General features: G+C 31.2%; 18 protein-coding genes and 1 pseudogene. 1 reads left to right on the top strand and 18 read right to left on the bottom strand.

Annotation, left to right across the window (positions count from 1 at the left end):
• Nucleotides 1-71 precede the first annotated feature (71 nt).
• Both bhYOR_RS06200 and bhYOR_RS06195 read right to left on the bottom strand, forming a co-directional pair.
• On the bottom strand, nucleotides 72-1,013 hold the full coding sequence (locus tag bhYOR_RS06200) for a hypothetical protein (RefSeq protein WP_247088498.1): 942 nt from the start codon (nucleotides 1,011-1,013) through the stop codon (nucleotides 72-74).
• A 61-nt stretch (nucleotides 1,014-1,074) separates the two neighbouring features.
• Nucleotides 1,075-1,686, bottom strand: a complete 612-nt coding sequence (locus bhYOR_RS06195) for a hypothetical protein (RefSeq protein WP_247088496.1) — start codon at nucleotides 1,684-1,686, stop codon at nucleotides 1,075-1,077.
• Nucleotides 1,687-2,238: 552 nt separating this feature from the next.
• Between bhYOR_RS06195 and bhYOR_RS06190 the strand changes: the two genes are divergently transcribed.
• On the top strand, nucleotides 2,239-3,336 hold the full coding sequence (locus bhYOR_RS06190) for a hypothetical protein (protein WP_025400373.1): 1,098 nt from the start codon (nucleotides 2,239-2,241) through the stop codon (nucleotides 3,334-3,336).
• A 659-nt stretch (nucleotides 3,337-3,995) separates the two neighbouring features.
• Here bhYOR_RS06190 and bhYOR_RS06185 read toward each other — a convergent pair.
• The 16 genes and pseudogenes from bhYOR_RS06185 to bhYOR_RS06110 form a co-directional block, all read right to left on the bottom strand.
• On the bottom strand, nucleotides 3,996-4,730 hold the full coding sequence (locus bhYOR_RS06185; protein ID WP_025434265.1) for a hypothetical protein: 735 nt from the start codon (nucleotides 4,728-4,730) through the stop codon (nucleotides 3,996-3,998).
• A 321-nt stretch (nucleotides 4,731-5,051) separates the two neighbouring features.
• Complete coding sequence (locus bhYOR_RS06180) at nucleotides 5,052-5,201, bottom strand: hypothetical protein (RefSeq protein ID WP_155265608.1); 150 nt, start codon at nucleotides 5,199-5,201, stop codon at nucleotides 5,052-5,054.
• Nucleotides 5,202-5,268: 67 nt separating this feature from the next.
• Entirely contained in the window at nucleotides 5,269-5,676 is a 408-nt protein-coding gene (locus bhYOR_RS06175) for a hypothetical protein (RefSeq protein WP_247088494.1), read from the bottom strand.
• Between the two features lie 310 nt (nucleotides 5,677-5,986).
• On the bottom strand, nucleotides 5,987-6,283 hold the full coding sequence (locus tag bhYOR_RS06170; protein ID WP_247088492.1) for a hypothetical protein: 297 nt from the start codon (nucleotides 6,281-6,283) through the stop codon (nucleotides 5,987-5,989).
• A gap of 48 nt (nucleotides 6,284-6,331) precedes the next feature.
• Nucleotides 6,332-6,580: pseudogene (locus bhYOR_RS06165) on the bottom strand (BTA121 domain-containing protein surface lipoprotein); the annotation flags it as partial.
• Between the two features lie 327 nt (nucleotides 6,581-6,907).
• On the bottom strand, nucleotides 6,908-8,617 hold the full coding sequence (locus tag bhYOR_RS06160) for a BTA121 domain-containing protein surface lipoprotein (RefSeq protein WP_025434264.1): 1,710 nt from the start codon (nucleotides 8,615-8,617) through the stop codon (nucleotides 6,908-6,910).
• A gap of 305 nt (nucleotides 8,618-8,922) precedes the next feature.
• Nucleotides 8,923-9,099, bottom strand: a complete 177-nt coding sequence (locus bhYOR_RS06155; RefSeq protein WP_155265604.1) for a hypothetical protein — start codon at nucleotides 9,097-9,099, stop codon at nucleotides 8,923-8,925.
• An 85-nt stretch (nucleotides 9,100-9,184) separates the two neighbouring features.
• Complete coding sequence (locus tag bhYOR_RS06150) at nucleotides 9,185-11,281, bottom strand: BTA121 domain-containing protein surface lipoprotein (protein ID WP_025434263.1); 2,097 nt, start codon at nucleotides 11,279-11,281, stop codon at nucleotides 9,185-9,187.
• Nucleotides 11,282-11,649: 368 nt separating this feature from the next.
• Nucleotides 11,650-13,473 carry a BTA121 domain-containing protein surface lipoprotein gene (locus tag bhYOR_RS06145; RefSeq protein ID WP_155265603.1) on the bottom strand — a complete coding sequence of 608 codons (1,824 nt, stop codon included), beginning with the start codon at nucleotides 13,471-13,473 and terminating at the stop codon, nucleotides 11,650-11,652.
• 339 nt (nucleotides 13,474-13,812) lie between these two features.
• On the bottom strand, nucleotides 13,813-15,399 hold the full coding sequence (locus tag bhYOR_RS06140; protein ID WP_025434261.1) for a BTA121 domain-containing protein surface lipoprotein: 1,587 nt from the start codon (nucleotides 15,397-15,399) through the stop codon (nucleotides 13,813-13,815).
• Between the two features lie 217 nt (nucleotides 15,400-15,616).
• Entirely contained in the window at nucleotides 15,617-17,122 is a 1,506-nt protein-coding gene (locus tag bhYOR_RS06135) for a BTA121 domain-containing protein surface lipoprotein (protein ID WP_025434260.1), read from the bottom strand.
• 303 nt (nucleotides 17,123-17,425) lie between these two features.
• Nucleotides 17,426-18,799, bottom strand: a complete 1,374-nt coding sequence (locus tag bhYOR_RS06130) for a BTA121 domain-containing protein surface lipoprotein (RefSeq protein WP_025434259.1) — start codon at nucleotides 18,797-18,799, stop codon at nucleotides 17,426-17,428.
• 215 nt (nucleotides 18,800-19,014) lie between these two features.
• On the bottom strand, nucleotides 19,015-20,889 hold the full coding sequence (locus tag bhYOR_RS06125; RefSeq protein WP_247088486.1) for a BTA121 domain-containing protein surface lipoprotein: 1,875 nt from the start codon (nucleotides 20,887-20,889) through the stop codon (nucleotides 19,015-19,017).
• A gap of 355 nt (nucleotides 20,890-21,244) precedes the next feature.
• Nucleotides 21,245-22,234: a BTA121 domain-containing protein surface lipoprotein gene (locus bhYOR_RS06120; protein ID WP_025400363.1), complete on the bottom strand. Its 990-nt coding sequence runs from the start codon at nucleotides 22,232-22,234 to the stop codon at nucleotides 21,245-21,247.
• A gap of 224 nt (nucleotides 22,235-22,458) precedes the next feature.
• A complete protein-coding gene (locus bhYOR_RS06115; RefSeq protein ID WP_407933131.1) occupies nucleotides 22,459-24,084 on the bottom strand; it encodes a BTA121 domain-containing protein surface lipoprotein in 1,626 nt (541 codons plus the stop codon).
• Nucleotides 24,085-24,320: 236 nt separating this feature from the next.
• A complete protein-coding gene (locus bhYOR_RS06110) occupies nucleotides 24,321-26,246 on the bottom strand; it encodes a BTA121 domain-containing protein surface lipoprotein (protein WP_247088484.1) in 1,926 nt (641 codons plus the stop codon).
• Nucleotides 26,247-26,252: the final 6 nt, after the last annotated feature.

The raw sequence follows: 26,252 nt of genomic DNA, 5'->3' as shown, positions 1-26,252 counted from the left end.
TAATTTAGTTGCTTTTAGTATAAAATACCTTCAACTTCCCCCTCACTCCTTTTCTCATATCTCATAATATCTCATAGTTTTTGAATTGCATCTTCTAATTTTTTCTTATCCAATTCTTTTTCTTTAATCCAATTTTCGAATCCCTTAATCGTCAATTCACATCTTTCAATTGAACTTTTTATGTCCTGAAGTTTATCTTTAAGAGCTTCTAATGATACATCATCGGAATTTCTCAAGGCTTCATATCGTTTATATTCAACTTCATCACATATTATTTGATATTTATAGTCCTCAATTTTTTCATTATAATTTTCAATTGAATTTTCATATTCCCTAATCATGTTTTCATATTCTAATTTCTTAAATTCGGTTTTAAATTTAGAGTTCGAAATTTCATTAATTAAATCTTGTTTTTCAATCTCATATAATCTTTTTATTCCATTTTTATATCCTTCAATATTAGATTTATATCTTTTAATATTAGCCTCATATCTTTTAATATTAGAGTTTTTTCTTTCAATCAATTTGTCCTTAATATTAGGAATCTTTAACTCTATTGCATCAGTATAAGCTTTATGGTGATTGATACTATTGTCTTTTAGTTGAAGATAATATCTTAAACTATGAATTCCTGGCTTACCTTCTTTTTTTTCATTTGTTAATCTTCTAATTTCATCTTGATGAAATTGATAGATATTCATACCACTTGTCTTATAACCTTTTGCAATAAGAAATTTTAAACCCCTGGTTTCTTCTTCAAGTTCTTTTTCTAATCTTTTAATTTTATCTTCGAATTCCTTTGTATAATATTCAGCTTGCCTTTCAAATTCTTTTTCATAATATCTAGCTCTAGCTTCTTTCTCTAATTGTGCTCTTTTTTCTTCCTCTAATTGTTTTCTTTTTTCTCTCTCCAATATTTTTTTATTTTCGTATTCAAAATCAACTGATGCCATTCCTGAAAATTTATCAACCTCTCCTATATAATTCAAATCACAACCGAATAATATGAACAAAAATGAAAATTTTAAATTAAAAATATTGCAAAATTTCATAAGCCTCTAATAATCTAAAAATTCAATAAAACCTATTAATACTGTATCTTCCATCCACTAGCATCATGTTTTTATTATCTCTCTCGAAGCTAAATTCATAATTATCAGGTAATAAAAAATTATGTCCTTTATGAAGGTCAAAATCATAATTATCAGGTACTATACTACCTTCCTTATAAAAACTTTTCAGAATAATATCTGTATTCATTCTTTCCATACAACCCTTCAAAGATTTTAATGCATTTTGAATATCTTGCTCTAATTTATTTTTATCTTCTTGTTGCTTTTCTCTACTAAAGAAAATACGTTCCTCAGCCCTATGTTTAGCATTCTCAAATTCGTCTAGATCCTTACCTTTAAAGATTTGTAACTCCATTTTCAACTTATCCTGTAGCTTTTTCAAATCTGCATAACTATAAAAAAGACCACCGGTATAGTTAGGATAACACTCTAATAATCTTCTAACACTACTATCAACATAGATAAGAGCCATCAAAGCTTTTTCTTCAAACTTTATTCCATCAATGAATGCCTTTTTTGAACTATCCCAATTTTTATTTTCTCCTTCAATATACTTGATAGCTTCTTCAATTTTAGCCAAAGATTGCTTCTCAAACTGTAAAGATTTGTTCATTATAACTGCATTAAGCAATCTAAGATTTCGGCCAAACCCCAACATCTCTTGTTTCTTTCGTTCTTCTAACATCTCTTCTAAACTTACCCCAGGATGATAGTCAAAAAAAATTTGTTCATACGGAATTATTTTTTCATTAAGTATTGATATTGTTCCAACAGATTTTGATTCTGAATGATTAATAACTCCTAATGTTACTTTGCTTTCGCTATGTTTTTTTAAGCTTAAATTATTAATTTTTATGCATTATTGCCAATCTGTTTATTTATATCCTGAATATCAACCTTTTTTTCATTTTCTAAATTACAAGAAAGTACCAAACAAACAATCATAAAAATAACATACTTCATCAGTTTATTACTCCGCCTTATGAATAAGAAGGTCTTTATTTATATGTTTACCTGTAAGACAACAGATATAAATTTTATATTTTTTTATATTAAAGTCCCAATCCTTTCCCTTAAAAACTAATAATTTAATAAAAATATATTACAAAATTATAAAAAAACTTGGATTTCTTAAAATTCAATATACACTTTTGCATATATAACTATGAATTATTATTACAATGCTTTTAATTTGAAATTTTTATTCATATTATTCTTCTTTAGTTGCGAATTTAATACACAAAAAGTCCCAAAGATTGATGCTCTAAAAAAGGTAGCCAATTCAATTATTAACCAAAGCCCAAAACTATCATATGATCCAGCAACAAATAGTAAAGTTCAAAAAAATTTAGAAATAAAAGTAGTAGATGAAAAAAAAGAAAGACTACAAAAAGATAAGCTAAATCCAGATAACCCACAATTACATCAACCATCTTCAGATCAAACACACAAGGAAGGGTCAACTAAAAAACCAAATGAAGAACAATTACCGGATCAAAATTTAAAATCAACAAAAAATAGTAATAAAGATTATAATACCCAATCAGGTCCACTTCCAAATAAACAAGTAAAATTGGAAGAAAAATCAAAAGCTATACCTACACCAGTAGTAAAATCAACACCAAAACCAGAAGAATCACAACGACAAAAACAATCAAACCCAGAATTAAAGATACCTGTAAATAATCAAGAATCTTTCAAAGAATATAGAATTCAAAATACTCATAATGCAAATGCTAATGGTGCTATGATGTACGAAGTTTCATTAGGTATTAAAAACGGAGATATTACTAATAACAATTCTGATTATAACTTTAATAACAACTGGAAACTATTTTTTGCTAAATTTCACAATGGAGCTATTTTTGTTATCACAAATAATAGTTATTGGGGTACTAATTTTAGACTAAGTTCTAGTAGTAATTATATAAAAGATGGTCCACAAGGAATTGGTTTAGATTTAGAACAAAATCATCTTTCTAAATTTAAAAATGCAATAACTAATGGTAATGAAACATTTGAAGCTACTACTTATGATGATATGGAAAATGATATTAATATAAAGGTTAATAAAAGTGATAGTTCAGACTATGTCTTCCTTAAATTTGAAGTTACTACTAATTCGGTTGAAAATAGATCTGACAGCGATAATGAAGATGAAAAAGAATTTGATAGTTTTAATAAAACTAAAAGTTTATTATTAGAAAAATCATTTGCGGTTAAAAAATCGGATTTTAATACATTCATTAATATTATTGAATAATAAAATATTAATATAGCTTAAAAATAACAAATTAAATCTTATAATATCATCATTTGTCAATGATTTCAGAATCAAGTTCTTTTTCAAAAAGAGAATTCAAATTTTTTAACCCTTGACTCAATTTTTATCTCTTTCTTTTCTCTCCTTCCTCATATACCAGCCAATCATGAAAACTTTTATCTGCTCCATATTTTCTTTGAAATCCTTTAAATTCACTATCCATTTGTTCTATATTAGCATTAACCTGATGCATAAACCTTTCTATAATAAAATAAATTACTAATTACCATAGCATCTTCAATAGAACTAACATTTTTTAAATTTAAATCATAAAAGTAAATGCCCAACTTGCTAAGTGTACACTTGATAACTCAGAATCACAACCAAATTCTTGTAAATCATAAATTATCAAGTCAATCTGTTCTTGAATTTCTATCGTATAATTAATAACATGAATAACCTTTTCAAGGTGTTCAATCTCATTTATGCTTAATTCCCTACCCTTTATAACCTTTGGATAATTTTTAATTACTTGATAATACCAATAGTAAATTCATATACGCTGAAAAGTACATTTATAATAATATATAATAATAAAATTATTTTTATAGAAATGACAACAATATAAACACTAAACTTTCTAAGTTATTTCATAATTTTTAAATCTCTTCTTTTAATTCTTTGTCTTCCAATTCCAACTCTCCCCCCATAATTTTCAAAGATCTAAGCAAAACCTCAATAGTTGTCTCAATCTTTCTGGCATAATAATCAGCTACCCTACAGTCTTGCTCAGCTTTTTGTTTAACTTCTCTGGCTTCTTTCCAAACGTCAATAGCAATATCCAATTTTTTTTCAGCATCAAAAATTTTATCATTCTTATCCTTATCTTCGACAGTAACAGAATTCTTAATTTGATCAAGATCAGAAATAGCTTGATCCAAAGCCTTATCAGCTCTATCATACTCTTCACTAGATTTAGCCCAAATATCATAAAATTTACTAACCATATCTCTAGCCGCAAAGGACATTTTATAAAGATTTGCCAGAGTCTTTTCATTATGTCCACACCACCATTGCAAATTTTTAAATTCATTATCAAAATTTTCCAAAGAAGGCAACACATTAGAACCAATTCCATATTTTTCCCTATTTTGAACTTCAAAAATTATATCCCCTTTACCTACATTAACATTTTCTTCCTTAATTTCATCAAGTTCAAAATCCTGCTCCAAAACCTTACCATCTCTATTGAAGGGAACGCCACCAATATTATCCTCAACAATACCGTCATTACTAATCTTACTGATAGTACTTCTTAAAACTTCACCATGATTACAACTTGTAATAAATAAAACTAAAACCACTATTGATAATAAACTTACCTCGCGTCCCATAATATACCTTTCCTTTAATTGACATATAAGGATGATAAAATACTATTATATTGCATTTTATAAAAGTAGTAAAGCTTAAGGTCATTATTATATATATTTTCCTTAATGATACTATAAGTTTCTACTAAAATATTTTGGTTTTTTAAGCTTAGATATAAATCCAGGTGTTATTCTACTAAATCCTTCAAAATTCTTGTTCTTTTTGCAAGTATACTAGCTAATTTTTCAACACTTCCAATCTCTGCAGCAGCATTTCTATCCATTTATTAAATATGGATCCTATTTATGTTTTTCAAGATTGTTTTGGATTTTTACCAAATTCTAAACTTTAGACCAGTAATTTGACATATCATCAACATTAAGTACCAATCTTTTCCTATCTCTTATAACCAAACCCCTATCCATTAAGTCCGATAAATATTTCCTTATTCGATAATCAGTCACATTTGCATCTTTAGTAATTTTACTCAAAGGCTTTATAGTACGCTTATCATCTTCTAAATTAGATGCAATAAACCCAAATGATTCATCAACTCTTTTAAACGGTTTTTTTATTCTTTTTTAAACTAGGGATTCGACTACCTTGTATCTTTTTAACCTTACTTCTTGTAAGTAATGGGATAGCGTGTAATAACTTTTGGCCATAAAACTTATGATAAGCATTATGTATTATACAGAATGCCATTGCTAAAAATATATCTAGACAAACAGACAATAATAATAATAATAATGAATAAACAAAAATTATATTAAGATAATCATCTCTAGCAATAACAACTGATGTCCCATTTAAAACATTAGCCGCTTTAATGCGATTATTATCTACAGCTGTTGCTTCAATCAAATTACCAAGCTTGAAACGCAAATCTTTCAAAGATTGCAAATACTCATCCCTTTGATTAAATAAATCCTTATTTTCTCTGTTTGCATTTTCAATTTCTCTCATGTAATCTTGCTTCATAGTTTTATATGTATAGTCCAAATTCAAGTGCTTATTCTTGGCAAATTCTATACGATCATTATTATTTTTAATCTTAACATCAATACTAGATATTTCACCTTCAATTATCCGCTCTTTATCATAAAGTAGTCTGCGAAGACCTTCCTCTTTTTCACTTTGACTTTTTTAACGCTCAAAACAGTATCCCTAATAGTATCTTCAAATATCAAACTAAAGAAACTCTCAAAACTCATCCATGAACTTACAGACTGTGTTACAAGTCCTATTACTAGTAATACAAATATTGCTACTTTCTCTAAGCACGCAAACACTGAAACCTTATAATTTCCCTAGCCCTATCGGTACCCAAGTTAAACAATAAAAGACTAAACTCATCATCAGAATATGTTTTATCACCTATCTTAGAATCAGCCAATATACCTTGTAAAAGGTTAGCTCCTCTCAACTCAACATCAGAAAGCCCTTCAAGCGGATCTTTACCATCTATAATAGCATCAACCATATATTGAGTCTTACTAAACTTACTTAAAGATGCCTCCTTATAACCTCTTACTAGATTAAAGATTCTCTTAAGATTAGACCCAGTAAACACATATTTTTATATAATGGATAGCCTTCCTCTTGAGCCTTAATTTCATTTTTAAGTAATGGTTTGAATCTTGCTGCCAATCCCCCCCCCATCAATATTCTCAATAGCTTCATTAAGCCTTTCTCGTCCGACAAGAATAGTTGAGTGAGATTCCATAATTGCCTTACTATTAACATCACCCAAACTCGCTAACAAGTTGTAAAACTTAAGCTCAGTATAAGTCTTGTAACCTTCATCCCTGCCAATATCCGGATCAGTCAATATACTTTGCAAAGACCTAACTGCGTCTTTTGCTTCTTTAGATAATCCAAATCCGTCTTAATATCTCCTTTTGCAATTCGAATGAATATATTAAATTAATTTATTATTATATATAATTTATATTATTTGCAATTTATTATTACATGCAAGTCATTACTATAATATAATAATGACTTAAAATCACTAATTTATAACTTTTTCAACTAAACCCCTTTTTATATTTATTTTAATTTCACATTCGTCTTAAACGATACATATCTCCAACATAAATTAAAAGCCCTAAGATTTAAATCCTAAGGCTTAAAACTACTTCTCATATTTATAGTACAAATAGTAAGCTACACTGCTTTATTGCGAAGCTTGACGTTACATTCTAGCTGCACGACGAGCCTTACTTTCGTTTACAAGGTTAATGAATTGTTTTAACCTCATAAAACTCCTACCAATATACTCGTTATTAAAATCCAAAATTGAATTGGGTGCCCACTGGCGCTTATCCTTAAAATAGCCTCCAAATAAATGTTTTATAGCCAATGAATGGTCATGTTTAATATTATTAAAGACATCTTCGAATAAGTCTCTGTTTTCTTTCGTTATCAACCCTTCAATCTCTTTTATTAATCTAAAAAGCAATAGATCATTGCCAATTAATTTACGCAAATTATCATAACCTGCACTAAGTAGAACTTCATAAAACTTAAAATTAGAATACGTCTTGTAGCCTTTATCACGACCAATATCCGGATCAATTACTACTTTTCGTGCATATTCAAGTAGTTCCCATTCTTCAGTAGGTAATGCTGAGTATAGCTTTTCAGAATATACAATCTCATTGGCTTTCTCCCTAATCTCATTAATCATTTCCGTAGTGTCATAACCAGCTAATATCTTTTCAAAATCATCTCTACTACCCCACAGGTAAACATACCCCATTGCCTTTAATTCACCTAAATAAAGCTTATTCCACTCCTCAAATCTATTTTTTAATTTTCGTTTAGATGCAGAATCCTCAATAGCATCTATCGCAATTTTAGATTCTTTTAGTGCCACAAAATTAAATAGGAAATATCCAAGCAATACTTTCAGTTCATCATTAATATTTAATTTATCTAATGCTTTATCAAAATGAATACCATGATAACGTGCACGACCTGCTGATGGGGGCATACCCACAGCAAGATTATTCATTGCACCTCGCATACATTCAATTAATTCCCATTCTTCATAAGATAAAACTCCCACTTCTATCAATTTCTGCTCAAGCTTTGCAAGGTTTATAGCTTCATCTTTAATCTCAGTAAACTCACTTAAATTAGAAAGCCTAGCTTTAGCTTGATGGTACACTTCGTCAGGATCAGACCTGCCACATACCCATTTTAAATACGATGGATAATATTGCATTACCTTACCCAAAATAAAGTTTAATCTTTGTCTTGCTGTCTCATCTTTAATAATACCCGCAATAGCACTTAAAGTGTCATCTCGTCTTCTAATAGCTTCTAAATGAAATCCTATAATTTCCTTTAACCTAGCTTCACCAAGACTAACTAACAAGTTATAAAACTGGGGAGTAGTATACGTTATACATTTCTTATCATCCATATTGGGCATCGCTTCAAATACGTCATTCCAAAAAAGACTCCTACTATCCGAAAAATAACCATTAATCTTAGAATCAGTTAATATGTTTTGTATATACCAAACTGCTTCCTTTTCAGGATCAGATAACCCAAACTCGTCTAGAAGCTTATTAATTTTAACTTCCGTGCTCTCATCTGCGCCAGTTCCAGGGGCAACCTCCACACCATGCGCAATTGCCTCCTCGCTTATCTTATCCTCTGCTTTGGACAGTTTCTCTGAAGCAACCTCCACACCATGCACGATTACCTCGCCTATTTTATCATCTGTTTTGGGTAGTTTCCTTAAAGATGGAGCACCTACAAGCAGGGCATTTTTTACAAACAAACTCCCTTTAAGAACAGCATCTTCTTTGGATTTTAAATTACAACTTATTATCAGCAATAATGGTAATATTAATACTAGTAACAAATTATTATCATGATACCTTATCTTCATCCCTAAATATCTCCTTTTTAAAATTAATCTATTATCATAGAAACATAGTATTATTATTAATAGTAATTATATCATATAATCACTACTTATTGCTCTTAAGTCATTTCTTTTAATTTACACATCAATTAAACACACTGTTATTAACATCTTGTTATTAACATTTTAATGTTAACATTTTTTGTTAACATTAAGTTATATGCACATAAAGAAGTAGGTCTACTAAACCCCCACTAGTTCCTCTAAATAAAACCTCTCTTTCCTAGTAAACCTACTTTATATATAGCTCTTCAAGTGCAATTTTAGCTCTACGGCAAGCTTATAGCTTCGTTTTTAATCGCATTAAATGCATCCACATGCCTAGACTTATAATCTACATCCATAATTTTCTCACACAGTTGCATTAAATCAAGATCCGGATTAATAATTAAAAATTTCATATCAGATAAATAAATTTTATTGTAATCATCAAACTTGCGTTTCAATTCTTGTTTTGAGCCTTCTCTAGTAACATTTCCAATAGCTCTTATCCAATAGCTCTTAAAGCATCCTCTCGTGCACTACCAATATCTAAATAAACTCTTGCAATGTCCCCCTGCCCTTAATAACATCTAAACCATCTAAGAAGACCTCAAACTCAATATATGTATACTCATCTGAGTATTTATTTCCTTCAGAATTACGAATATTAGGATCAGTTACTACACTTCGTATATACTCAATTGCTCCTAACTCTTCATCAGAGAGAGCTGCATAGAGATTTTCATATTTTATAACACTCTCAGCATCTAAAATAATATCAATAAAGTGCCCCCTCCTAGATCTCGTAACAGAAACACCATATGCTCTTAGCTCATAAGGATCAATAAGTGAGTCTTTTAGAGCACATAAATAGATATATTTGGCATTATCAAAATCATGTTGCCAATCTCGTTTTGATGCTTTTCTCTTAATATCCCCAATAGTATTTAAAGTTTGTTCTTGTAACTTAAGAATGTCTAAATGAATTCCTATAATTTCCCGGAGCCTAACAATATCCCAGTTACTTAACAAGTGATAAAATTGAACCTCAGTACACGTACTCTTAATCAAATAGCCTTTTATACTAGGATCAAATATTACACTTTGCATATAATCAACTACTTCTCTCTCATTATCCTGTAAACTTAAGTACAAATTTTCTCCTCTAATAGCTTTTTCTGCATCGGCTTTAATTTTAATAAACTCTTCTACATATTTACTTTCGAAACTAAGATCTGAAAACTCTGAGGTACTAAATTTGCCTTTTAAAGCCAATTCATATTCTTGGCAGTTAAGATCAAACCTACCTTCAAATTCACCTCTTAATGTTTCTCCCCTAACGCCATCAATAATTGCTTTAGTAGCAGCTTTTCCTGATGCAACGGTTAAATGATGCGATATAACCGTTTCAATCTTATTAATACCTAATTTAACTAACAAGAGGCCAAACTCAAGATCAGAATATGTTTTGTAACCTTTATCACTACCAATCCCCGGATCAGTTACTACACTTCGTATATATTCAATTACTGCCCTCTTATCATCTGGAAGACTTGCGTATAAATTTTCAAACCTTACAAATTCCTCAGCAGTTGTCTTAATCCTAGCAACATCATTTGAATATTTATTAAGACCAGCTATTGTTATATCCTTATGCACCTCATCAATATTAGGCTTCCTACATAAACGCCTTAGAACTGATTTACATTCTTTGGCTTTAAGCTCAAGCTCAACTTTTAAATTTGCTCTTAAGCTTTCTGTCTTAACATCTTCAATAGCGCGTAAAGCCTCATCCTGCTCTTTCAACTTCATATGAGCTGTAAAATTCCGAATATTAACATCAAACATGCGGCCTAAAAAGTGATAAAATTCATCATCAGTATACGCCCTGTCACCTGAAGTTTCTATGCTCGGATCAGTTAATGCATCTCGCATATACTCAATTACTGCTCTCTCATTACCAGAAAGTCTGTCATATATCTTTTCACCCTTTTCAACGACTTGATCATAAATATCAGCTTTCTCAAGCTCTAAAACTTTCTCAACATCTGTTTTAATCTTGGCAAACTCTGCTTTATATTTAGGAACACTATCTCTTATGCCAACAAGCACATCTTCAATTTTAGGGTTGTTAAATGCACCTTTTAAAGCCTCTCTATATCCTTTGTCTTTAAGCTTAAATTCATCTATTAAGTTTTTTATTGATTCTTTTGCCTTAATATCTCCCATAACACGTGAAATCTTGTATTTTACTTCTAAAATCTCTCTTAAAGGTTCTATGATGTCATTAATACTAGCATCATCTAAGCTCTCTAAAAAGGAGCAAAATTCAGCAGTAGTATAAGTCTTATAACCTTTAGCACGAGCAATATCAGGACTAGTTACTATAATTTGAATACGTCGAAATACTTTTTCTCCTTTAGGAAAGGTCCCAAATCTATCTTTAAGCTTATTAATCCTATCTTTCATGCTCTCATCTACTTCATCTAATTCGTCTTTATCTACTCCGCCCACTTCATCTACTTCATCTTTAGCCGAATCTTCCTCTTCATGCTTTTTAAGCGGTAGGATTGCTCCACCAACATTCCCCACAAGTGGTCCTCTAACTCCCTGTACCGGCAAAGGGCTTCCACCAACATTACCCACAAGTAACCCCCTCTGGTGACTTGAAACGGGGTCTTTACAATCAAACTCCTCTTAAGAAGAGCATCTTCTTTGGGTTTTGAATTACAACTTATTACTAATAATAGTAATAAAAAATTATGATGTCTTTTCTTCGCCACTAAATATCTCCTTTTTAAAATTAACCTATTTCATATTAATAACATACTAATTATGTATTAATTATACGATATCATATGCTAACTAAATAATACATTTCTACTACTTCTAATTATTAAAAGCCTTAGCATATAAATCTAAGGCTAATATTCTTAACTCTTCTTAAATACTGCTCTTAAACAATACTCTCTGCATATTTATATAAGCTTTATTTTAAACCCTATTTCAAAGCTCTATTTCAAACTTATAGCTTGGTCTTTAATCGCAGTAAACCCATCCACAGAATCACTCTTATAATCTATATCCATGATATTATCATAAACATCATCAAGAGTAGAGCCACTAAATGCCCATTTTATATCGGACAAATAAATATTATTGTAATCATCATACTCACGTTTCAATTCTTGTTTTGAGTCTTCTTTATTAATATTTTCAATAGCCCTTAATGCATCCTCTCGTGCACTATAAATATCTAAATAAACTTCTATAATTTCCTTAAGTCTAAGAGCACCCAAGTTAACTAACATAGAGTAAAACTCATCATCAGTATAAGTATTGGAACTGATATGCCCAATATTAGGATTAGATACTGCACTTCGTATATGCTCAATTACTAGCTGCTCATCTGCTGAGAGCCCTACGTATAGATTTTCAAGTCCCATAGCACTTCTAGCATCGTCTCTAATCTTAGTAAACTTATCCACATGCTCACCATTTACAGTTCTATTATGTACAGAACCGGGATCATACCCATCAACGAATATGGACTTTAGATCAGATAAATAAAACTCATTGTAAACATCAAACTCACGTTTCAATTGTTTTTTTAATTCTTCCTTTTTAATATCCTCAATAGCGTCGCTAGCCTCTTTTTGTACTCTTTCGATCTCTAAATAAACTTCTATGATTTCCTTAAGCTTAAGAGCATCCAAATTGCTTAACAAAGCATACAAATCATCATCAGTATAAGCATCAGCAGAATCATCATCACCAACACCAGAAGTAACTACTATACCCCGTATATAATCAATTACTGCTTTCCCATCATCAGACAGCCCTTCATATATCTTTTCAAACTGCATGACACTTCCAGCTTGATTTGCAATATAAGCAAACGAATCAGCATAGTTGCTATTTATAACCCTACTATACACCCTATCAGGAGCAAATTCGTGGAATAACCCTTTTAAATGTGATGGATAAGCATCATTGCAAGCATTAAACTTATTTTGTAATTTTTGCTTAAATTCATCTCTCTTGACATCCTTAATAACTGCAAGAGCATCGTCTTTTGCTTTCAAAATCCCTAAATGAAATTCAATAATTTCAGCCAATTTAGAATCGCCCAAACTACCTAACAAAATAGTAAACTCAGTAACAGAATATGTCCTGTAATCATTAGCACTACCAATAGCAGGATTAGTTACTACCCCTTGTATATAATCAATTACTGACCGCTCAGCTGCTGGGAGCTCTGCGTATAGATTTGCGCCATCCATAAAATCTCTAGCTTGATTTTCAATAGAAGTAAAATAACCCTCATAACCGCTATTTATAGCTTTATAATGCACATTATCAGCACTACTCCCAGAAGGAATAAACCCACTAAATAACTCTTTTAGATGCGATAAATAATTATTCTTATAATCATCAAACTCACGCTGCAATTTTTGTTTTAATTCTTCATTATTAATATTCTCAATAGCTATTAAAGCCTCGTCTTGTACTTTAGTAATCTTTAAATGAACTTCTATCATTTCCTTAAGCTTAAGAGCACCCAAGCTCTTTAGCAAATTATAAAACCCATCATCAGTATAAGCCTGATCACCCGAGGCTCCTACACCAGAATCAGTTGCTACACTACGTACATACCTAATTACTTCCCCTTCGTTATCCTCCAACATAAATGTGCCTAAAAGCTTATCAAGTTTAACTTCTATATTTTCCTCTGCTACATCTACTCCATTTGCTTTAACTGAAGTATTTTCAAGCGAGCTACTTATAGGTGGCCTCACTTTAACCGAGCCCTTTCCAGGCAAATTATCTTTAAACATGAGATCTGCTTGTGGCTTAAAATTACAATTTATTACCAGAAATAACAGTAATAATGAACTCTGATTTTTTACCTTCATATTTAAATCTCTCCTTTTTTACAAATTAAACTATTGCCATATAATTATAATACAATAATCATACTATCACTATTTATTACTTTTAATTTAAAACTTAATTATATATTAATATATATTCAATATATTGCTACTTCCTCTTTAAGTACTAGGGGCCAAATTCCTAATACACAAAAAAAATCATAATCTTTATCCCCACAAATATTAAAAGCAGTTATTGTCCTTCACATATACTTAAGTGTTTTGCCTAAGCACCCTGTAGCACTAATTTTTCGCCCTCTTATTAGCCAAAGCTTTATCTTCAATATCAAATAGATCATACAAATAAGCACTATCCTTAAATCTACGGTACACACGCTCAGTATCATAAGCTCCAAATATTCCTTTTAAATGCAATGGATAAAAATTATTGAGCTCAGTCAACTCATCTATCAATTCTTGTTTTAATTTTTCATCCCCAACATCATCAATAGCCAATTTAATTTTTACTCGTTCTTTAAGCACATCTAAATGAAATGCTATAATTTCCATAACCCTTAAAGCATTCAACTCATCTAACAAAAGATAAAACTCATCATCAGCATAAGTCCTGTAATTTTTATCACTACAAATATCAGGATTAGTTACTATACTTTGTATATAATCAATTGCATCCTTACTAGGACCCTGTAGCCCTGCGCATAGCCTTTGACCATCTATAACACCTAGAGCACTCTCTTTAATCTTAGTAAACTTATACACATAAGTATCCGCCTCTGCAACTGCACGATAAACCTCAGAATGGCTATGTATAATATCATTAAGATTAAATATCCTAAATAACCATTTTAAATGCTCCGGATAAGCATCTTTGTGCTCATTAAAGCTTTTTGTCAATTTTAGTTTTAATATTCCCTCATTAATATTCTCAATGGCTCTTAAAGCATTATCTTGTTCTTGAAGAACTCTTATATAAGCTTTCATTATGCCTGTAGCCCTAGAAGAACCCAATCTACCTAACAAAATATAAAAATCAACATCAGTATAAGTCTTAGCACCCGGAATATCAGGATTAGTTAATATATTTCGTATACTCTCAATTATTTCCTTTCCCTTATCAAACAATCCTGCACATAAATCTTTACCCTTTTTAGCATCCTCAGCAAATTTCCCAATTCCAATAAAAATACTCTCATAATCAATATTGACAGCTTCTCTAACTATATCATCATCATTTCTGTAGCTATGGAATGCCTTTTCTATAGCCAATTTATATTTTTTGGTATTACGATCAATCTTCGCTTTAAATGCTTCTTTTAAATCTCCTAAATTAAGATTTTCAACAACTGCAAGAGCCTTGTTTTGTTCTTTAACAGTTTTTAAATGAACTGCTATAATTTTCTTAAGCCTAGCATCACCCAAGCTAACTAACAAATTGTAAAACTTAGAATCAGCATATGTCCTGTCAATTGAGCGTCCTACTATACCCGGATCAGTTACTACGCTTCGTATATACTCAATTACTCCCTTACCTTCATCCTGTATATTAAATGTACCTAAAAGCTTATCAAGCTTAAATTCTATACTTTCCTCTACTTCATTTACTTTCTCTACTTCATTTACTTTCTCTACTTCATTTACTTTCTCTACTTCATTTACTTCATTTACTTTAGCAAAATTTACTTCTTCATGCCTTTTAAACGGCAAGGTTAATTTATCAAAGTTACTTACAGTTAATTTCGCCCCTCTTAGATCCTTTTCAAACAAGTTTCCTTGAACGGTATCTTTTGGGGATTTCAAATTACAACTTATTACTATCAAAAATAGCAACATTAACACTAATAATAAATTACAGCTCTTTACCTTCACCATTAAATATCTCCTTTTATGCAAACCAATCCATTGTTATATATAACATATCATTATGTTACCATACTAACATAGAATCATTACTTATTATTTTGTTTAAGCAACTTAAGTCAATATATTGCTCCACCTTTCATTATTAAAAGCCTTAGACATTTACATCTAAGGCTTAAATCTTATTCTTACTTAAGTACTACGCTAGTACTGCTTTCCAAGGATTACCTCAACTAGCTGCTACAATACGCTTAGCATCATCTATAATGGGAATAAAACGACCTGAACCATAATCAACTGTAGCGTATGTATACACAGAATCGGGAGCATCTTCACTAAATACCTGTTTTAGTAGACCTGTATAAGATTCCTCTTCTACATCAAGTCTGTTCTTCAAATCTTTTTTAGATTCTTCTTCCTGAACACTATTAATAACTCTTAAAGCTTCATTTAGTGCTCCAACAGTCTCTAAATGAATTTCTCCAATCTTACTAACCTTCCCATAACCCAAGACACCTAATAATTGATAAAACTCAAGATCAGTATAAGTCTTGTTATTTGAAGTCCCTATATCAGGATTAGTTACTATACTTTGTATATAATCAATTACTGACCGCTCAGCTGATGGGAGCCCTGCATATATCACTTCGCCCTTTAAAGTGCCTTCAGCAGCAACTTTAAGCTTAGTAAACACATCTAAATAGGTACTTTGATGATCCTTTATTCCATTATATATAGCATCAGGAGTAGATCGACTGAACATTGATTTTAGCTCTGAACTATAAAAGGAAATAGAAGTACCAAATAAAAAGTCCAAATTGCTTCGTAATTTTTCTCCCTTAACATCAGTAATAACTCTTAAAGCTTCATTTAGTTCTTTAACAGTCTCTAAATGAACTTCTCCAATATCATTAACCTTCTCATCACCCAAGACACCTAATAATTGATAAAACTCAGTATTAGTATAAGTCTTGTCACCTGAAGTTCCTATGCCCGGATCAGTTACTGCAACTTGCATATAATCAATTACTGCTCTCTTATCATCAGCAAGCCCTGCATATATCACTTCACCCTCTAAAGCGCCTCTAACATCAAATTTAAACTTAGTAAACATATTTAAATAGGCACTCTGATACTCCTTCATTCCATTATATATAGCATCAGGGGTAGATCGACTGAACATTGATTTTAGCTCTGCCTTATAAAAGGAAGTACACCTACCAAACAAAAAGTTCACACTGCTTCGTAATTTTTCTCCCTTAACAGTATTAATAACCCTTAAAGCTTCATTTAGTTCTTCAAAAGTTACTAGATTATTTTGTATAATCTCTTTAACTTTAACATCACCAAAGCCAACTAACAAGTTATAAAACTCAAGATCAGTATAAGTCTTGTCACCTGAAGTTCCTATGCCCGGATCAGTTACTGCTCTTCGTACATACTCAATTAATTCCTTACCCTTACCTTGTAGCTTGAATGTGTCTAAAAGCTTATTAAACTTAACCTCATTGCCTTCTTCTACCACACTAGCTCCATGAGCATTCTCAGTATCACGCTTTCTAAGTCTTGGGGAAAATCCCTCTACATGTCCTGTAAGCACAGGGTTTTTAAACGGACTCTTTCCAGGCAAGTATCCTTGAGCGGAATCTCCTTGGGTTTTTAAATTACAACTTATTACTAGCAATAATAACAACACTAACACTAGTAACAAATTGAGATATCTTACTTTAACCATTAAATATTTCCTCCTTTTCTTATAAATTAATCTATTATCATATAAAACCTATTATTAAATAATCATATAACAATATAATAATACCATACTAACATAGAATAATTACTTATTTAGTATAAAAATCACTTATTTATTTACTAGGATTAAATAAATTGCTATGACTTTTACATTTAAAAAGCCTTAGACATTTACATCTAAGGCTTAAATCTTGCTCTTACTTAAGCACTCTTATTTAAAGTGCTCTTGTTAACTATTGATAACTATTACTCTTAATTTGTCTTAAGTACTAGCTAGTACTACCCCTTAAGGATTTCCCCTACTAGCTGCTATAATACGCTTAGCATCCTCTCTAATCTTAGTCAACTTATCCTTCTCATAATTAATCTTTATAACTCTATTATATACAGAACTAAGAGTATCTTCACTAAATGCCTTTTTTAGTAGGCCTGCATAGATCCTCTCTTCTACATCAAATCTATCTCGCAAATCTTTTTTAGATTCTTCTTCTTTAACACGACTAATAGCTCTTAAAGCCCTATTTAGTGCTTTAAAAATATCTAGATGCACTTTTACAATTCTACTAAAATTATCATAACCTAAATTACCTAACAAAGCATAAAACTCTGCATCAGTATAAGTCTTATCATCTGGGGCTTCTTCTAGACTAAGATCAGTTAATACACTTTGCATATAATCAATTAGTTCCCTCTCATCAACAGAAAATCCTGCATATAGCTCTTCACCCATTACAACACTGAAAACATCTCTTTTAAATTTATCCAATTCACGAGTATAATTACCACCCGCTAATTGAGCAAACAACTGCTCAAAAGTAAACTGCCCACGAAATAAGGATTTTAAATATAATGGATAGTCATTAGAATTATTAAATCTAATATGCAAATCGTCTTTTAATATTTCCCCCTTAACAGAACCAATAGCTGTTAAAATGGCTTCTTTTAATTCTTCTACTAATTCAAACTCATATGAATGAACTTTTATAAGTCTAATCAAATTTTCATTACCTAAATTGCCTAATATGGAGTAAAACTCAGCATCAGTATAAGTCCTATCGCCCGGAATATCAGGATCAGTTACTACACTTCGTATATAATCAATTATTTTCATATCATCATCTGACAGATTTGCGTATAGCTTTTTCCCCTTTGCAACACTTTGAGCATCGTCTTTAATCTCGGTAAAATGATACTCATTATTGCCCTCTTCTACATCTTGAGGTTTTATCTTATCAGAAGTAGATTCACTAAACACTTCTACATCTTGAGGTTTTATCTTATCAGAAGTAGATTCACCAAATGTCTGTTTCAGTGTTCCTAAATGGGGGTTTGTCTTAGCGCCTAACTTACCTTTTAATTGTTGTTTTAATGCATCTTCCTTAACACCTTCAATACCTGTTTTAACTGCTCTTTTTACTTTAGTCTTTAGTCTAACTTCCGTACTTTCCCCTGTTGCACTAGTTACAGAAGTATCTCTAACATTACGTCTTCTAACTTTTGCCAAATCTTTGCCTACACGTCCTTCAAACACAGGTTGTTTAAACGAATCATTTTTAAACAAATTCCCCTGCAGAACATCTTTTTGAGGTTTTAAATTACAACTTATTACTAGCAATAATAACGACACTAATAATAAACTATGAGTCCTGACATTCACCATTAATTTTCTCCTTTTCATATAAAAATGAATTTATTATCATATAATAATATAATAATACCATAATAATTGCTTATTTATTTCGTTTACGCGGCTTAATAAATATATTGCTATTGCTTTTTAATTTAAAAGCCTTAGACATTTACATCTAAGGCTTAAATCTTGCTCTTACTTAAGCACTCTTATTTAAGTGCTCTTTTTACTATTCCTCATTTGTCTTAAGGATTGCTCTTCTGCTCAGCTTCATTTTTAATGGATATAAAATTATCCAAATAATTAATACCTACAGCTTGACTTTGCACAGAATCAAGAGTAGAACTATTAAATGCCTTTTTTAGTAGGCCTGCATAGGTCCCCTCTTCTGCCTCAAACTTATCTGACAATTCTTGTTTTAAGTCTGCGTCTTTAACATCATTAATAGCTACTTCAACTTCTCTTAATATTCTAAAAGTATCTACATGAACATTTATAATTTCCTGAAGTCCAAGAGCACCCAAATTAATTAACAATCGCTTAAACTCAAGCTCAGTATATGTCTTCTCATTTAAGTCTCCTATACCCGGATCAGTTACTGCTTTTTGTATATAACGAGCTGTTTTTTTCTCATCAACAGAAAGTCCTGCATATAGCTCTTCAACCTCTACAATTCTTCTAGCATAATTTTTAAGCCCAAGCAAATTATCAGCATAATCAATACTTGTAACTCTACCATACACATCATCAGGATTAAATCCATTAAATGCCGCTCTCAATCCCCTTGCACAAAGAATCTCTTCATCCTCCAACCTACCTTTCAAGTTTTGTCTTAATTTTTCTTCCCTAATAGCATCAATAACTGTGAAAACTTCGTCTATTTCTTCAAAAATCTTTAAAGGAACTTCTATAAATTTCTTTAACTTAGCAGTATCAAAACTCTCTAACAAATTGTAAAACTCAGAATCAGTATAAGTCCTGGAACCTGCTGAGATTCTACCAGAATCAGTTACCACACCTTGTATATGCTCAAGTGTTCTAATCTCATCAACAGAAAGACCTGCGTATAACGCTTCAGTCCTTGCAATATTTCTAGCATCAGATTCAATCTTAGCAAAATGACCCGCATAATCAATATTTATAATTCGACGACGCACATCATCAAGAGTAGAACCACTAAACATCCCTTTTAAATACGATGGATAGGAATTATTGAAATAATCATAACTACGTTCCAAATCTTGTTTTGATTTTTCTCCAGCTACAGCATTAATAGCTCTTAAAGCGCCCTCCTTTGCTGTTGAAACCTTGGAACAATCTCCTATAATTTTCTTTAAACTAACATCGCCTAAGTCAATTAACAAAAGATCAAACTCAAGCTCAGTATAAGTCTTATAAGCCGGAAGACCTACACTACTATTAGTTGCTACGTCTCGCATATGCTCAATTACTAATCTCTCTTCACCAGAAAGGCTTGCATATAGCTCTTCCTTTCTAATTTTTATAACATCATCTTTAATCTTATTAAACTGACCTGCATAATCAACACTTATAGCTTGATGGTACACCTTATCAGGAATAGATTCATTAAATACCCGTTTTAATTCCTTTAAGTAGGAGTTCTCTTCCACTTTCAATATACCTTGCAATTGTTGTTTTGATTCCTCTGCCTTAAGTGCATCAATAACTCTTAAAGCTTCTCTTAGTCCTTGGACATTTTCTAAATGAGCTTTTATGATTTCCTGAAGCTTAGCCTTGCCTAAATTACCTAACAAAGTATAAAACTCAGAATCAGTATAAGTTCTGTAACCTTCAGCACTACCAATACCAGTATTAGTTACTGCAAGTCGCATATACTCAATTATTTCCCCCTCTTCACGAGGTATCTTGAATATACGCAAAAGCCTATTAAATTTAACTCCCGCACTCCCTTCTGCACCAACTCCAAAAACACCTCCCATACCATTCTTCAGCCCCTTTGAAGAATCTTCATCTACAGATCTTCCCACCACAAGTTTTGTATAAGGGTCATACCTGGACTTCCCCTTAAACATGCTATTCTCAAACAAACTCCCGCTAGAGAAACCGTCTTTAAGCATTTTATCTTCTTTGGATTTCAAATTACAACCTATTACTAGCAATAATAGCAATAGTAATAACAAATTATAATGTCTTTTCTTTACCACTAAATATCTCCTTTTTAAAATTAATCTATTAATATACCAATGATATAAATACATCATTACACAATGGTATTATGTTACCATATAACACCATAACATAATAGAATAATGATTTATTTATTTTAATTTATGATATTTAACTAATCATATTAATTAAATATACTGCAAATATATTACCATTACTTTTAAATTAAAAGCCTTAGGTATTTAAATCCAAGGCTTAAATCTTATTATTACTTAAGTACTCTTAATTTAAGCACTCTTACTTAAGTGCTCTTTTTAACTATTACTATTAAGGATTGCCCTGCTCAGCCGCTTTAATGACTAAAGCTTTATTTTTAATGGCTATAAAATCATCCTTATGCCTATTGATTATAACTTCATCATATAACTTAGCAGGGGTAAATTTATTGAATATCCATTTTACATGCAATAAATAGGTGTTATTTAACACATCAAGTTCTTGTTGCAAATCTCGTTTTGATACTGCTCCCTTAATATCATTAATAACATTTTGAGCTTGTTTTAATTCCCCCAGCATCTCGAAATGAACTCCTATAATTTCCCGAAGTCTTAAATTATCCAAACTACCTAACACGAGCTCAAATTCAAAATCAGTATAAGCCTTGTAACCTTCCTTCTTACCAATACTTGGATCAATTACTGCTCTTCGTATATGTTCAACTACTCCCTTATTATCATAAGACAGTCTCATATATAGATTTTCAAACTTTAATATGCCTCTAGCTTCATTTTTAATCTTATCAAAAGAATTCACATAATCAATATTCATAGCTTGAAGATATACCTTATTAGGAATAGCGCTACCAAATACCTGTTTTAATTCCCTTAAGTAGAAGCTCTTTTGCACATCCAACCTATCTTTCAATTGCCGAATTGATTCGTCTCTATCGACACTCTCAATAACTTTTAAAGCCTCGTCTCGAGCTTTAACATTTTTTAAATGAACTGCTATAATTTTCTTAAGCCTTGAATCACCCAAGCTAACTAGCAAGTTGTAAAACTCAGAATCAGCATACGTCCTGTCAATTGAGTGTCCTACTATACCCGGATCAGTTACTACGCTTCGTATATGCTCAACTGCTGACCTTTCTTCATCCTGCAGCTTGAATGTGGACAAAAGATTATTAAGTTTAATATTATCTTTTGCATTAAATCCAAGTCCATCTTCTTTTTGGGATTTGAAATTACAACTTATCAAAGTACAGCTTATTATTAATAATAATATCAATAATGCACAATATCCCCTTACCTTTACCATTAAATGTCTCCTTTTTTAAGTTAAACTTAATACATTATTGTATTATAACATAATAATATTGGTATAATATCACTACTTATTAATTTTAATTTACGATATCTAATTAAACGCATTGATTAATATATTGCTATTACTCCTAAATTAAAAGCCTTAAATATTTAAATTTAAGGCTTAATATTATTCTTAAACACTACGTATAGGCTTATTATCATAAGGCAAGCCTGCTATAACACTTCACCCTTTATTAAGTCTCTAACTTCCTCTTGCAGCAAAGAGAGATCATCTAAATAAGGATTACCATATGTATCCATAATAATTTGACGATACACATCATCAGCAGAACCCTTGAATAAATCTTTTAATTTCGATGGATAGAAATCTTTGTAACCAGTATTAAGGTCATTTGTCAATCGTTGCTTTTCTCCCTCTTCCTTAACATTCTTAATCATTGCTTCAAGTTCTGCAATTGCTTGATGGGTATTTAAATGAAATTCAATAATTTTTTTTACCCTATCAAAAGCTAATTGACCCAACAAGAGATTAAACTCATAATCGTCAAGCATATCACCATAATCATCACTATCAACATCATTATTAGTTACTACACTTCGTATATATTCAATTACTCTAAGCTCATCTGCAGAAAGCTTCCCTGCGTATAAATCCTCAAACTCTTTAAAACCTGCAGCTTTGTCCCTAAGACTATCAAAACCAACAGAACCACCTTTATATGTAAAACTCTCATAAAACTCATAAGGCTGTTCATACGACCAGAATACCGATCTTATCCAAGATACATGATGATTATCGTACTTATTAATCTCATCTAAGAGTTCTTGTTTATATTCTTCTTTAGAAATAGTCTCAATAACTTTTAATGCTTGATCCCGTTCTATTAAATTATTTAAGTGAGCTTTTATGATTTCCTTAACCTCAGAAGTATCTAAACTACTTAACAAGTAATAAAATTTACCCTCGGCTTTGGTAATATACGCTTGATCACTTGGATTCTCAAAAACAATTGAATTGTGCATATGCTCAATTGCTTTTTTATCTTCACCAGAAAGACCTGCTAAGAGATTTTCAAGATCTAAAACACCTTTACTACTCTTTTTAATCTCAGTAAAAGTATACAAAAAGTCCCTGGAAAAAAATTTAACGTTAAGAGAGATAGAATTGGGAAACGCATAATGGAATAAATTTTTTAAATCCTTTATATATTTTAGCCTTTTAGGCTCAAACTCATCTTGCAAGTTCTGTTTTGCTATCTCGTTCTTAACGCCCTTAATATTTGCAATAACCTCTGTTTGTACTGCAAGAACCACATTAATATCGCCTAGCACTTGTTTTAGCTTAACAACATCAAAGCCATTTATCAAATTATAAAATCCATCATCAGTATATGTCCTGTTAAATACTGATCCTGCTGCAGGATCAGTTAATACGCTTCGTATATGATTAACTACTGACCTTTCTTCATCCTGCAACTTGAATGTACTTAAAAGCTCATCAAGCTTAACTTCTATGCTCTTATCCGCAACTACCTTAGAAGCACCATCCACATCTTCCTTTACTGCTTCTCCGGAATCTGCTTTTACTTGTTCTCCAACTGCTGGTGCTGCGTCCACGGGAGCTGCCGCACCCAAAGGAACTGCCGCGCCTACAGGGATTGCTGCACCCACAGGTGTTTTAAACACAAATCCCTTATTAATCGGTTTATTTCCAGTAAAGTCCACTTTAAATGGTTTGCCTTTAATCAAATGAGTCCCAAGCAGGTCATCTTCTTTTGATTTTAAATTACAACTTATTATCAGCAATAATAATAGTAATAACAAATTATGATGTCTCATCTTTACCACTAAATATCTCCTTTTTAAAATTAATCTATAATTTAATCTATTATTATAGAAAATCTATTACTAATCTATTACTAATTAATATTAGTATAATACCACAATATATTCCCCTATAATAAACATTGCTATTTACATAACACTTTACATAACATATCAATATCAACTTTAAGCCCCAGATGTTTAATCTAGGGCTTAACTTTTAAATATTTTCTTAAGGATTAACTGTGATACTAACCCCCGATACTAGCTGCTTCGTTTGCTTTAATGCGGGAAGCTTTTTCTTGAACGGGAATAAAAAAGTTAGAATTATCAATTTTTATAACTGAGTCATAAGCATTCACAGGAGAAACTATATTAAATAGCATTTTTTTAAAAATTCTATACTCTTTCTTTGCAATACTAAACTCATGATTCAAATCTTTCCTTGATTCCTCATTATTGATAGAATCAATAACCGCTTGAATTCTATCTTGCAATGTAAGAATCTTTTGAAGATCTACTGCCATTTCTTGAACCTGAGTATAATTCAAACCACCTAATAAAAGCTTCAACTCATTATCACTATACGTTTGTAAAGGTGCATTCCCTGGATAGGCCTCAATCCCAGGATCAGTTAATATATCGCGTAAATACTTAATTACTGCCCGTTCATCATCAGACAGCCTTGCCGATATTTCTTCATAATTTATAAAGGTCCTAGCCTTCATTGTAATCTTTATAAAACCACTCACTCCTTCACTATTATTATCCATAATCTTATCATCAAAAGCATAAGGACTGCCCCGACCTAGTGCTTTTCGTAGATAATACATAGAACTATTATTCCAAGCACCAAGTTCACGTCTCAATTTTTGTTTTAATTCATCGTCATTAATACCCTCAATAGTGTCTTCAGCTTCTTTTTGCACTCTAAAAAATTCATTTAAATTAACTTCTATAACTTTTCTAAACTGATCAACACCCAAAACTCCTAACACAAAATAAAACTCAAAATCATTATAATCATAATCATAAATTCCATCACTAACATCAGAACTAATTATCATATTTCGCATAGACTCAATTACAATCTTATCATCACCAGACAGGCCTGCGTACAGCACTTCACCATCTATAATGCCTCTAATATCATTTAACATCACATTAAGCTCTTGTAAATAATCATTATGCATAATTCTATTATATATAATATCAGCACTATCCACTCTAGCAAAGCAATCTCTTAAACTGGACGGATATGAATCTTTGTAGTTATCATTAAAATCTCTTAAAATTTGTTGTTTTGATCTCTCTCTCTTAATATTCTTAACCATTAAGTTAATATCTGCAATTGCTTGCTGCGTATTTAAATGAAATTCAATAATTTTTTTTACCCTATCAAAAGCTAATCTACCCAACAAGAGATTAAACCTAGCATCGTCAAGAACATCACCATAACTATAAACAATATTATTAGTTACTACACTTCGTATATATTCAATTACTACAAGCTCATCTGCAGAAAGCTTCCCTGCGTATAAATCCTCAAACTCTTTAAAACTCTCAGCTTCCTCTTTTATGTCATCAAAATCATATTCATCCTCAGCACATATAGCTTTTTGATACACATCATTAGGGGTAAATTTACTGAATGCCGATTTTACCCAAGATGGATAAGAATTACTCTCCTTATTAAACCAATCTTGCAACTCATTCTTTTTTTCCTCTTTATTAATATTTTCAATAGCTACTTGAGCCTCTCTTTGTACCCTTAGAACCTTTGATTGAACCTTCATAATTTTTGTAACCTTAGTAGCATCTAATGTCTTTAACAAATCATAAAATTCAAAATCGGTATACGTTTTAGCGCCCGGAATGTCAGGATTAGTTACTATGCTTCGTATATAATTAACTGCTGGTCTTTCTTCATCCTGCAACTTGAATGTACTTAAAAGCTCATCAAGCTTAACTTCTATGCTCTTATCCGCAACTACAGGTGTTTTAAATACAACTCCCTTATCAATCGATTTATTTCCAGTAAAGTGCGCTCTAAATGGTTTGCCTTTTTTAATCAAATGCGCCCCAAGCAGGCCATCTTCTTTTGATTTTAAATTACAACTTATTATCAGCAATAATGGAAAGAGCAATAACAAGTTATAATATTTTACCTTTACCACTAAATA

This window comes from Borrelia nietonii YOR (assembly GCF_023035795.1).
Lineage (GTDB): Bacteria > Spirochaetota > Spirochaetia > Borreliales > Borreliaceae > Borrelia > Borrelia hermsii.
This window is presented reverse-complemented; position numbering and strand designations above follow the sequence as displayed.